The sequence below is a fragment of the Bacillus sp. KICET-1 genome, assembly GCF_027721405.1.
Lineage (GTDB): Bacteria > Bacillota > Bacilli > Bacillales > Bacillaceae > Bacillus > Bacillus velezensis.
This window is the reverse complement of record NZ_CP113515.1, coordinates 1,565,161-1,577,253: the sequence shown is the minus strand read 5'-3', so window position 1 is coordinate 1,577,253 and position 12,093 is coordinate 1,565,161. Positions and strand designations below refer to the sequence as shown.

Here is a 12,093-nt window from a genome sequence, read left to right as displayed (position 1 = left end):
TAATGGAGGAGGAGAAACGGACATGCAAAAACTGAGTATCCGAAAAGCCGCGGAGCCGGATGAAGCGCTGTATGAACTATTGCTGCTGGCCGATCCGTCGAAAGAGATTGTCGATGATTATCTTGTAAGAGGAGAATGCTATACGGCTTGGACGTCAGACGAGCTTGCAGGGGTCTTCGTCCTTTTGAAAACAAGACCAAAAACAGTAGAAATCGTCAATATTGCGGTGAAAGAATCAATGCAGAACAATGGCATCGGCAGAAAGCTCATAGAAGAGGCCGTGAATAAGGCAAAACAAATGGGAGCGGCGACTATTGAAATTGGAACGGGCAACTCCAGTATAGGCCAGCTTGCCCTTTACCAAAAATGCGGCTTCAGACTTCAAGCCATCGACCATGATTTTTTCATCAGGCATTATGAAGAGGAGATTTTCGAAAACGGGATACAGTGCCGGGATATGGTAAGGCTTTATGCAGATATATAAAAAAACCTCCCCATGGGGAGGTTTTTTCGATTACTTATTCAAGTTATAGAAAGAGTTGATACCGTGGTATTGAGCAGTTTCAGCCAACTGATCTTCGATGCGAAGAAGCTGGTTGTATTTCGCAACACGGTCCGTACGGGACGGAGCACCTGTTTTGATTTGTCCTGCATTAGTTGCCACAGCGATGTCAGCGATTGTGCTGTCTTCAGTTTCACCTGAACGGTGAGAGATAACGGCAGTGTAGCCCGCGCGTTTCGCCATTTCGATCGCATCGAATGTTTCAGTCAATGTACCGATTTGGTTTACTTTGATCAGGATAGAGTTGCCTACGCCGTTTTTGATACCTTCAGCAAGCTTTTTCGTGTTTGTAACGAAAAGGTCGTCACCGACAAGCTGAACTTTTTTGCCAAGACGCTCTGTAAGAAGTTTGTGGCCTTCCCAGTCGTTCTCGTCAAGTCCGTCTTCGATAGAGATGATTGGGTATTTAGAAACCATTTCTTCGTACCAGTCAACCATTTCAGCAGATGTTTTCACAACGCCTTCGCCAGACAGATGGTATTTGCCGTCTTCTTTGTTGTAGAACTCAGAAGATGCAGCATCCATAGCAAGTTTCACTTCTTCGCCAGGTTTGAAGCCGGCTTTTTCGATTGCTTCAACGATTGTTTGAAGCGCTTCTTCATTAGAACCAAGGTTCGGAGCGAATCCGCCTTCGTCACCTACAGCTGTGTTCATTCCTTTAGCAGAAAGAACGGATTTCAGGCTGTGGAAGATTTGAGCGCCCATGCGAAGCGCTTCACGGAAGTTAGGCGCGCCTACAGGCATAATCATGAATTCTTGAATGTCTACATTGTTGTCAGCATGCTCTCCGCCGTTTACGATGTTCATCATCGGTACAGGAAGCGTTTTTGAGTTGAATCCTCCAAGGTATTGGTAAAGAGGAATCTGTAAGAAATCAGCAGCTGCGCGCGCACAAGCCATAGATACGCCAAGGATTGCGTTCGCACCGAGTTTGCCTTTGTTTTCAGTTCCGTCAAGCTCGATTAAAAGCTGATCGATTGCGTTTTGTTCAGTTACGTCAAAGCCGAGAAGCTCTGGAGAAATGATTTCGTTTACGTTGTTAACAGCAGTTAACACGCCTTTTCCAAGGTAACGGTCTTTGTCGCCGTCACGAAGCTCAACCGCTTCGTATTCACCTGTAGAAGCTCCGCTTGGCACTAATGCGCGGCCGAAAGCTCCTGTTTCTGTATATACTTCAACTTCAACTGTTGGGTTGCCGCGGGAGTCGAGGACTTCGCGTGCATAAACATCAACAATGTATGGCATGAGTTTGTCTCTCCTTTTGATTTACGCTTATTTTTGAATTAAAGATGTTCCTGTCATTTCTTTCGGTTTTTCAACACCGAGAAGGTCTAATAACGTTGGTGCGAGGTCGCCTAGGATTCCGCCTTCGCGCAGCGTCACGCCTTCTTTCGTCACAATGACAGGGACTGGGTTTGTCGTATGGGCAGTGTGCGGTTCGCCTGTTTCTGTAATCAGAATGTCCGCATTACCGTGATCAGCGGTAATGATGGCATGTCCGCCTTTAGCGATGATGGCGTCAACCACTTCGCCTAAGCATTCGTCCACTGCTTCAATTGCTTTAATCGTCGGTTCGACCATTCCGGAGTGGCCGACCATGTCAGGGTTTGCAAAGTTCAGGATGATCGCGTCGTGCTTGTCAGCCGCGATTTCTTTTACAAGAGCATCCTTCACTTCATACGCGCTCATTTCAGGCTTCAGGTCATATGTCGCGACCTTCGGCGAGTTAATGAGGATGCGCTCTTCGCCCGGGAATTCTTCTTCGCGGCCGCCGCTCATAAAGAACGTAACGTGCGGATACTTTTCAGTTTCTGCAATGCGAAGCTGTTTTAACCCGTGCTGTGCTAATACTTCACCCACCGTATTGTCAAGGTTTACCGGTTTAAAAGCCACATATCCGTCAACAGATTCACTGAAGTGAGTCAGGCAGACGAAATACAGGTTTTTCGGATGATTTTCACCGCGGTCGAAATCGCGGAAATCTTTGTTGGTAAACGTGTTTGAAATCTGGATAGCGCGGTCCGGTCTGAAATTATAGAAAATCACAGAATCGCCGTCATGAATTTTCGCAACGGGTTCACCGTTTTCTTTTGTGATGACGGACGGAATGACGAATTCATCATGAATGCCGTTCGCATAAGAATCATCGACTACATCCATCGCGCTGCGGTAAGACGGGCCTTCGCCGTAAGCCATTGCGCGGTACGCTTTTTCCACACGGTCCCAGCGTTTGTCGCGGTCCATGGAGTAGTAGCGTCCGGAAATGCTGGCGATTTCGCCGACACCGATTTCTTCGATCTGCTCATTCAGCTGCTGAATGTAAGTTTTCGCTGTTTGCGGACCTACATCGCGGCCGTCGAGGAAACCGTGAATATACACCTTCGTCAGTCCTTCACTTTTCGCAAGCTTCAGCAGCGCGAATAAATGATTGATATGACTGTGTACGCCTCCGTCAGAAAGAAGGCCGAACAGGTGCAGCGCTTTGTCGTTGTCTTTCGCGTTTTTGATGGCGTCAAGGAACGTTTGATTGCGTTCGAATTCGCCTTCGCGGATGGCAACGTTCACGCGTGTTAAGCTTTGGTACACAATACGTCCTGCGCCGATATTCAAATGACCGACTTCAGAGTTCCCCATCTGTCCTTCAGGCAGTCCGACTGCTTCGCCTGATGCCGTCAGCGTCTGATGAGGGTATTGGTTCCAATAACGGTCGAAATTCGGTTTTTTCGCTTGTGCGACTGCGTTTCCGACTGTTTCATTGCGTAATCCGAACCCATCAAGAATGATGAGTGCAGCTGGTTTTTTACTCATATTGACCTTCCTCCAATAATTGAACGAATGACTGCGGTTCAAGGCTTGCGCCGCCGACCAAAGCACCGTCAATATCGGACTCTGCCATATATTCTTTAATATTTGCAGGTTTTACGCTGCCGCCGTATTGAATGCGGAGCTTGTCAGCAGTTTCCTGGCTGAAGCTTTCAGCAACGACTTTACGGATATGCGCGCAGACGTCGTTAGCATCTTTCGCTGTAGAAGATTTGCCTGTTCCGATTGCCCAGATTGGCTCATACGCAATAACGGAAGCGGCAACTTGCTCTTCAGAAAGACCCGCAAGACCTTTTTTCACTTGATCGGCAACAAGACCATTTGTTTTTCCGGCTTCGCGCTCTTCAAGCGTTTCACCTACGCAAATGATCGGCACAATGCCGTGTTTGAAAGCGGCATGCGCTTTTTTGTTAACTGTTTCATCAGTTTCAGCGAACATTTCACGGCGCTCAGAGTGGCCGATGACGCAGTAATCCACGCCAAGGTCTTTCAGAGCGACCGGGCTGATTTCACCTGTGAACGCACCGTTTTCTTCAAAATGCATGTTTTGGGCGCCGACTTTCAGGTCAGTTCCTTTAACAGCAGAAGTCAGCTTTTCTAAGAAAAGAGCTGGTGCGCAAACAACGGCTTCCGCTTTGTCTGCTGCTGGAATGGAAGATTTCACTTCTTCAACGAAGCTGACAGCTTCGCCGAGTGTTTTGTTCATTTTCCAGTTACCGGCTATAATTGGTTTTCTCATCTGTTCCACTTCCTTATAGCAGTTTTTATTTATCGTTCAGCGCAGCTACACCCGGAAGCTCTTTGCCTTCCATGAATTCAAGGGATGCGCCGCCGCCTGTTGAGATATGGCTCATTTTGTCAGCAAGGCCGAATTTTTCAACGGCTGCCGCAGAGTCTCCTCCGCCGATGACAGAGTATGTATCGTTTGCCTCTGCCAATGCTTCAGCCACTGCTTTTGTGCCTTGAGCGAACAAGTCGATTTCGAATACGCCCATCGGTCCGTTCCATACGACAAGTTTGCTGTTTTTGATAACTTCAGCATACGTTTCGCGGGTTTTCGTTCCGATGTCGATCGCTTCTAAATCACTTGGAATCTCAGAGATCGGCACGATTTGAACGTTTGCATCGTTAGAGAAATCATCAGCAACGAGCACGTCTTCCGGCATATAGAATGTAACGCCTTTTTCTTTCGCGCGGTCCATGAATGATTTTGCAAGTTCGATTTTATCTTCTTCAAGCAAAGATTTACCGACTTCATAGCCAAGCGCTTTTACGAATGTGTAAGCAAGACCTCCGCCGATGATCAGGTTGTCCACTTTATCAAGCAGACTTTCGATTACGCCGATTTTGTCTTTTACTTTCGCGCCGCCGATGATTGCCGTAAACGGGCGCTCAGGATTTGTCACGGCTTTGCCGAGAACGTCAAGCTCTTTTTCCATCAGGAATCCTGCAACCGCCGGCAGATGCTCGGCAATTCCGGCTGTAGATGCGTGAGCACGGTGGGCAGCACCGAATGCGTCATTGACATATACATCCGCAAGCTCAGCAAATGCTTTAGCAAGCTCAGGATCGTTTTTCTCTTCACCAGGGTAGAAACGTACGTTTTCCAATACAAGAACGTCTCCGTCCTTCATATCAGAAATTTGTGCTTTTACAGCATCGCCGTAAGCTTCATCCGCTTTTTTCACTTCTTTGCCGAGCAGTTCGCCTAAGCGTGCAGCGACAGGAGTTAAACGAAGCTCCTCAACCGTTTCGCCTTTCGGGCGGCCTAAGTGGCTCGCAAGAAGGACTTTCGCGCCTTGGTCTGCAAGGTGTTTGATTGTTGGAAGCGCAGCTCGGATACGAGTATCGTCTGTTACTTCCCCGTCTTTCATTGGAACGTTAAAGTCAACGCGGCAGAATACGACTTTGCCTTTTACGTCGATGTCTTTTACTGTTTTTTTATTCATGCCTTAGGAGATCCTCCTTCAAAATGGTTTGCATAGCACGAAAAACGTGAAACGTGAAACCGCCTCATGATGCTTCCGCCGCGGGGCAGATTGCAGCTTCCGGGCACGGGGCAGATCGTCTTCTGAGCCAGGGCAGGCGGCTCAGAAAACGAAAGTGCCGCGGAAACTTCAAAACGCGGACGTTCTGCAGCAATCCGGCGCTTTCTGAAAGCCGGTTCTCATGGAAAAAGGGAAAGGGAGTCCGTCCCCTTCCCTTGTCCGCTTTCATTATAGCGTTTCTGTCCGAAAGAACCAAGTCCGGCCCTTTCCGGGAGCTATGAATTAAAGACCTTGTTTTGCGATGTAAGCTGCAAGGTCAACAACGCGGTTAGAGTAGCCGCTTTCGTTATCGTACCAAGAGATTACTTTTACCATGCTGCCTTCCATAACCATTGTAGAAAGAGCATCGATTGTAGAAGAGTTAGCATTGCCGTTGTAATCTCCGGATACTAATGGCTCTTCGCTGTAGCCGAGAATTCCTTTAAGATCGCCTTCAGCCGCTTCTTTAAGAGCTGCGTTTACGTCTTCAGCCGTTACGTCTTTGTTCAGTTCAGCAACTAGGTCAACAAGAGAAACGTTTGGAGTCGGCACACGCATAGCTCCGCCGTTCAGTTTGCCTTTCAGTTCAGGAAGAACAAGGGAAACTGCTTTAGCAGCACCAGTTGATGTAGGAATGATGTTTTCAGCTGCTGCACGCGCACGACGGTAGTCTTTGTGCGGAAGATCAAGAATTTGCTGATCGTTTGTGTAAGAGTGAACAGTTGTCATCATACCGCGTTTGATGCCGAATTTGTCGTTAAGTACTTTTGCAAACGGCGCAAGGCAGTTTGTTGTGCAAGATGCGTTAGAGATAACATGGTGGTTAGCCGCATCGTATTTGTCTTCGTTAACACCCATAACGATTGTGATATCTTCTTCGTTAGCAGGTGCAGAGATGATAACTTTTTTCGCGCCTGCTTCTAAGTGTTTCGCAGCGTCTGCGCGTTTTGTGAAGAAACCAGTAGATTCAACTACGATTTCAACGCCTTGTTTGCCCCAGCTGAGTTTCGCAGGATCGCGCTCAGCAGAAACTTCGATTGTTTTGCCGTTAACAACAAGGTTGCTGCCGTCAACTTTAACTTCTGCATCTAATTTTCCGTGTACGGAATCATATTGTAAAAGATGAGCAAGCATGTTAGCGTCTGTTAAATCGTTAACCGCTACTACCTCAACTTCAGGATTGTTTAATGCTGCGCGGAATACGTTACGTCCAATACGACCAAAACCGTTAATACCGACTTTTACTGCCATGATTATTTCCTCCTTTAAATAAGTGAGAGATATTTATATTGAGGGACTGTTATCCCTTAATAACTTCTTTGCGGCTCCTTCGTCCGTGACGAGAACCGTGTTTCGCTGCTTTTTAAAATAAGCTTCGATTGCTTCTGCTTTTGATGATCCGCCCGCTACCGCGATAATGTCGGGAATGGCATCGAGGTCATCAAGCTGCATTCCGACTGAATGCACCTTGTGAACGACTTCTCCGTCCGCATTAAAGTAGTAGCCGAATGCCTCTGTCACCGCATGATTGTCATCTATTTTCTTCAAATCTTCCAAAGGCGTGTTTCTTCGCTCCGCCATTGTTCTAGCTTCGCCGATTCCGTGAACGAGCATACTCGCTGATTTAATCGTGTGAAGCACCTCTTTTACGGAAGGCTCTTCAATAATAGATGAGTAGGCGCCTTGTGACAGCTGCCCGGGAACGAACAAAAGCCGGTAAGTGCCTGAAGCCTTTTCCGCCATATGCGCGCATATGGTGTTCGCCTGGTTTTTCACATCTTCGCCTAAACCGCCTCTTGCGGGCACAAACAGGAGCTCGCGGTTTTTTGAATCCGGCGTCATCATATCGGCGACGGCTTCAATTGTCGTACCGCCGGTTACAGCGACGATATTTTTGCCTGAAAATCTCTTTTTCATACATGCAACGGCCGCTCTCCCTAATTCTTTTTTGACCCAAGGAGATTGGTCGCTGTCTCCGGAAACGATAATGGCGTCTTTCAGATTAAGCCGCTCTTTTAATGTCTTTTCCAAAAGCGTCAATCCTAAAACATCCTTCATCGTATCTTCCAGAATCGAAAGCAGTGAGTAGCCCTCTTCCGTCATTGTCATGCCGTTTGTTTTAATATCGATGAGATTCTGTTCTTTCAAAAACTGAACCTCGCTTCTGAGAACGCGCTCGGTCAATCCGAGACTGGCTGCAAGACTTCTGCGGCCGATCGGTTCGGTAAGCCTGATATACTGCAAGATTTCAAATCTTTTCTGCATCACAAGCAAAAGATCAGGCAATAATTTTTTTTGAGCTTGTATTAACTGGTTCATGACTCAAACGTTCCTTCCTATTCATACTGGACAGAAAATGTCCCGCTATGACAAAAAACGTCCCATCATAGCCAAAAAAAATTATGTCTGCTTTCTTTAATTATTTTAACAGGATGACATTGTTAATTCAACTGTTAAAGGTCAATTCGTCGACATTCTTCGCAGGATTTCCCAGTATCTCCTTGATACAGTCATTATATACAGAAACGGAATGAAGGTGACAGACAAAAGCCCGCCGGAGCGGACTTTTGTCGTAAAACGCTTTCATTTTATCCAGAGTTTTTCTATTTCTTCTAATGATTTATTTTTCGTCTCAGGGCAGATCGTCACGACAAACAAGAAACAGAGAATATTAATGACGGCGAATATCCAGAAGGTGTACGCGAGCCCCAACCCGCTGATCATCATCGGCACGAACTGGCCGATCGCCCAGTTGGCCCCCCATAAGAATATCGTCGCAATACCGGCGGCGCGTGCGCGGAGGTGGTTCGGAAAGATTTCCGAAATCATGATCCACGTAATCGGCCCGACTGATACGCAGAAAGCGGCGACGAATCCCAATATAATGACGACTAAAGCCGGACCGCTCGCCAGCTTAAAATAAAAGGATGCCCCGATTAAGATCATGAACAGCGCCATAAAGGCAGATCCGACCCCCATCAGCTTTTTCCGGCCCACCTTATCGACTAAAAGAACCGCGATAATGGTGAAAATCACTTCAACGACACCGACGATGCATGTCGTGATAAACCCCGCATTCTGTCCGAAGCCCATCATTTTGAAAATTTCCGGCCCGTAATACGTAATTGCGTTCATGCCGATGACCTGATTGAATAAAGCCAGCAGAATCCCGATCACAAGCGCTTTTCTCAGCCCCGGTTTAAACAGCTGAGACAATGACCCCATTTTTTCTAATTGTAAAGACGTTTCGATTTGTTTGATTTCTTCTTTCGCGGTTTGCTCGCCGTTAATGCGCGTCAGCACGGCGAGGGCTTCATTCCGGCGCCCCGCTTTCGCAAGCCAGCGCGGGCTTTCAGGCACGATAAGCAGCACGATAAAAAAGATGACGGACGGAATCATGCCGTAAGCGAGCATCCACCGCCAGCCGGTGTGCACCCCCCATTCATATGAGCCGGACTGCTGAACGGCGAGGTTAATAAAATAAGTGCCGGAAATCCCTAATATCGTAAACAGCTGATACAGTGAAGACAGACTGCCGCGTATTGCCGGCGGAGCGGCTTCGGTAATATACGTGACAGAAAGCGAGGAGCCCATGCCGATTCCCAGACCGCCGATGACTCTGGCGATCACTAAGGAAGACACACTTTGAGAAAGCGCAGAGACAACCGCTGACACCGCAAACAACAGCGCCGCTGCCATCAAAATCTTTCTCCGTCCGAAACGGTCGCTCAAAAATCCGGAAATCCCGACGCCGAAAACACCGCCGATCATTATGCTTGAAATCACGAGCCCTTCCATAAAAGGACTTAAGCGGTACAAATCTTTCAGGAAACCGATGGCGCCGGAAATCACCGCCGTGTCATAACCGTACAAAAGCCCTCCCAGTCCGGCCGCGCATGAGATGAGAATGACAAACCACTTGGAATGCTGCCGAGTGACAGGTACATTTGAGCCAATTGGTGCCGGGTGATTCTTCATGAATTTTACCCTCCCGCGAATAATAGAATAAAAACGCTTACAAATCTGAGTGCGGCGCTTGATGTTGCTTTGTTTTCTTCAGAATCGCCACATTTGTACGTACTTATAAAGAATTTTATCTAAAAATAAGGAAAATTAGTACGTACAAATAAAGAATAAGCAGTTTTTCATAATCTGTCAATTATTTTTACAGCTTGATGAAAGGGCTTACTATGTTATACTGGAATTTGTCCGTATACATTTTGGAGGAATTGATATGCTACCGAAATATGCTCAAGTAAAAGAAGAAATTTGTTCATGGCTGAATCAAGGAAAAATACAGCCGGACGAAAAGCTGCCTACGGAAAATGAGCTGATGCAGCAGTTCGGCGTCAGCCGCCATACCATCAGAAAGGCGATCGGAGATTTGGTCTCGCAGGGGCTGCTGTACAGCGTTCAGGGCGGAGGCACCTTTGTCGCTTCACGCACGGCGAAATCAGCCATGCATTCAAACAAAACGATCGGCGTCATTACAACGTACATATCAGACTATATTTTTCCGAGCATCATCAGGGGAATCGAATCGTATTTAAGCGAACAGGGCTATTCCATGCTGCTGACGAGCACCAACAACAATACAGAAAGTGAACGGCGCGGCCTTGAAAACCTGCTGTCCAAAAATATAGACGGGCTGATTGTCGAGCCTACAAAAAGCGCGCTGCAGACGCCCAACATCGGCTACTATCTCAATCTGGAGAAAAACGGCATTCCGTTTGCCATGATTAACGCCTCTTATGCGGAGCTGGCCGCACCAAGCTTTTCCGTCAATGATGTCAAAGGCGGCATGATGGCTTGCGAATACGTCATGTCCCTCGGCCACACGCACATTATGGGAATCTTTAAAGCGGATGACACGCAGGGCGTCAAACGGATGAACGGCTATCTTCAGGCACATCGGGAGCGCGGGATTTTTCCGTCTCCGGACATGATCGTGACTTACACGACTGAGGAAAAAGAAACCGTGCTTCTCCAAAAAATTAAGCATACCCTTGAGCAAAACAGCGGGTCACATCCGACGGCCATTCTTTGCTACAATGACGAAATTGCGCTGAAGACGATTAATCTTCTCAGGGAATTCGGGTTAAAGGTGCCTGATGACGTATCGGTCATGGGCTATGATGATTCACATTTCGCCCAGATTTCCGAGGTGAAGCTCACCTCTGTCAAGCATCCGAAATCCATTATGGGGAAAGCGGCGGCAAAATACGTCATCGACTGCTTAGAACATAAAAAACCGAAGAAGGATGACGTCGTGTATGAACCGGAACTCATCATCCGGAATTCAGTCAGGCGGATCGGCGAATAAAAAAGGGCAGATACAACAGTATCTGCCCATCAGTCATTAAATTGAAAACTAAGCTGAAAATCATGAGGCGGAAGAACATCATCTATATTTTCTTTATTAAAATGCTTTAAAATATAATAAAATGACGAATCTGAAATATATAGTCTTTTATCATAGTATGTAAAGACCTTTGGAAAGATATCCTTTTTGGATTGCAATTCATCGAAGTGGTTAAGTACAGAGGTCAGCGCACCATGATTTATTGACTTTTTCTCATGGATTCGGTGAATATTCTCATATAAATACTGAAAAGAAAATCCTCTCCTCGCTATATCTTGATCAGACGTTAACACAATTTTCATTATATAATAGTATAACTTCAGCTTCGCTTTTCTTTCTCCATCTGCAATGTCTTGAATTTTTGTCAGATATTCCTCGCTTACTCTTTTATAATACAGAGCATTACATTCCTTAGCTAATTCAAGACTGTCAAGAACAATGTAATTCTGACTTCTCTTTCTTATCCCACTTTCACGACAATAGTCAAAAAGAAGTTGTTGATATACAGCAACTATTTGGCTAGATGCCTCTATAAAATAATTTGTTACATTTTCACTAATGTCTATGTTCAGCTCTTTACAGCCTCTACTCTTTATATTCATTAAATCTGTAGTAGACCATTTAGTAGCATCAATATAATCAATTCTTTGAGATAATTCTCCATTGAATTTTTCAAAATAGCCATTTATAATTTTCGTCCCGATTATAATGAACCTTAAGCCGCTTTGATAAAACATTTTCAGGTCAAAAGCCAACAGATATTGATCGACTAAATTTAAATAATGAAAGTCATCCAGTACGATAAACTGAATACCTTTTTCCTTCAGTGATTCAGCCACTCTGACACTTACGGTCTTGGGAAGATCCATTTTCCCTGATTCACTTAATAACTCTTTTTCAGATGAATCTCCGGTCACTTTCGCTTTTAAAAATTGAAATAGATTTGCCTCTACTTGACTATCAATTTTTGAGCACTTTTCAATACTTTTGGAGAAGTTATCAGATATCTCCACACCAGATTTGTATAAAATTTGTGTGTAAATATCAGCTAAATCAACTCCCTTCGTACAGTCTATCACTATAGTGTTTTCAGCTTTGGTTACATATTTTTTTCTTAATAATGTTTTTCCGACTTTTGTTTCACCATATATTACGATGTGATGATCCGTAAGTTCAATTTTATCTTGGTAATCCTCATCAATTTGTTGTCTATCAACATAACTTTTTAAAACAATCCGCGAAATACCAAAAACATCTTTCAAAGAAACATCCAAGTTTTTATTCCCCCCTTCTATTTCAAGAAAATTTTTCTAATAAAT

10 protein-coding genes are annotated in these 12,093 nt (G+C 45.6%); 2 read left to right on the top strand and 8 right to left on the bottom strand.

Going from position 1 to position 12,093, the window contains the following annotated elements:
• Positions 1-22: 22 nt before the first annotated feature.
• A complete protein-coding gene (locus OVA33_RS08030) occupies positions 23-484 on the top strand; it encodes a GNAT family N-acetyltransferase (RefSeq protein WP_025649297.1) in 462 nt (153 codons plus the stop codon).
• Positions 485-514: 30 nt separating this feature from the next.
• Here the strand turns inward: OVA33_RS08030 and eno are convergent, their stop codons facing one another.
• The 7 genes from eno to OVA33_RS07995 form a co-directional block, all read right to left on the bottom strand.
• Positions 515-1,807: a phosphopyruvate hydratase gene (eno, locus tag OVA33_RS08025; RefSeq protein ID WP_007409956.1), complete on the bottom strand. Its 1,293-nt coding sequence runs from the start codon at positions 1,805-1,807 to the stop codon at positions 515-517.
• Between the two features lie 27 nt (positions 1,808-1,834).
• On the bottom strand, positions 1,835-3,370 hold the full coding sequence (gene gpmI / locus OVA33_RS08020; RefSeq protein ID WP_003151620.1) for a 2,3-bisphosphoglycerate-independent phosphoglycerate mutase: 1,536 nt from the start codon (positions 3,368-3,370) through the stop codon (positions 1,835-1,837).
• A complete protein-coding gene (gene tpiA, locus OVA33_RS08015; protein WP_017418891.1) occupies positions 3,363-4,124 on the bottom strand; it encodes a triose-phosphate isomerase in 762 nt (253 codons plus the stop codon). The genes gpmI and tpiA overlap by 8 nt, the downstream gene beginning before the upstream one ends.
• Before the next feature lie 25 nt (positions 4,125-4,149).
• Positions 4,150-5,334 carry a phosphoglycerate kinase gene (locus OVA33_RS08010; protein ID WP_025649298.1) on the bottom strand — a complete coding sequence of 395 codons (1,185 nt, stop codon included), beginning with the start codon at positions 5,332-5,334 and terminating at the stop codon, positions 4,150-4,152.
• Between the two features lie 321 nt (positions 5,335-5,655).
• The gene (gap, locus tag OVA33_RS08005) at positions 5,656-6,663 is read right to left on the bottom strand and encodes a type I glyceraldehyde-3-phosphate dehydrogenase (RefSeq protein WP_003151611.1); all 1,008 of its coding nucleotides are present in this window, start codon (positions 6,661-6,663) and stop codon (positions 5,656-5,658) included.
• Positions 6,664-6,696: 33 nt separating this feature from the next.
• Positions 6,697-7,731 (bottom strand): gapA transcriptional regulator CggR, encoded by a 1,035-nt coding sequence (gene cggR / locus OVA33_RS08000; RefSeq protein WP_003151607.1) that lies wholly within the window; start codon positions 7,729-7,731, stop codon positions 6,697-6,699.
• Between the two features lie 264 nt (positions 7,732-7,995).
• Positions 7,996-9,390 (bottom strand): arabinose-proton symporter AraE, encoded by a 1,395-nt coding sequence (locus OVA33_RS07995; protein WP_014418911.1) that lies wholly within the window; start codon positions 9,388-9,390, stop codon positions 7,996-7,998.
• Positions 9,391-9,646: 256 nt separating this feature from the next.
• On the opposite strand from OVA33_RS07995, the gene OVA33_RS07990 reads away from it, so the two are divergent.
• Positions 9,647-10,735, top strand: a complete 1,089-nt coding sequence (locus tag OVA33_RS07990; RefSeq protein ID WP_022553808.1) for an arabinose utilization transcriptional regulator AraR — start codon at positions 9,647-9,649, stop codon at positions 10,733-10,735.
• A gap of 29 nt (positions 10,736-10,764) precedes the next feature.
• Here the strand turns inward: OVA33_RS07990 and OVA33_RS07985 are convergent, their stop codons facing one another.
• Positions 10,765-12,048 (bottom strand): ATP-binding protein, encoded by a 1,284-nt coding sequence (locus tag OVA33_RS07985; RefSeq protein ID WP_025649299.1) that lies wholly within the window; start codon positions 12,046-12,048, stop codon positions 10,765-10,767.
• Between the last annotated feature and the right edge of the window lie 45 nt (positions 12,049-12,093).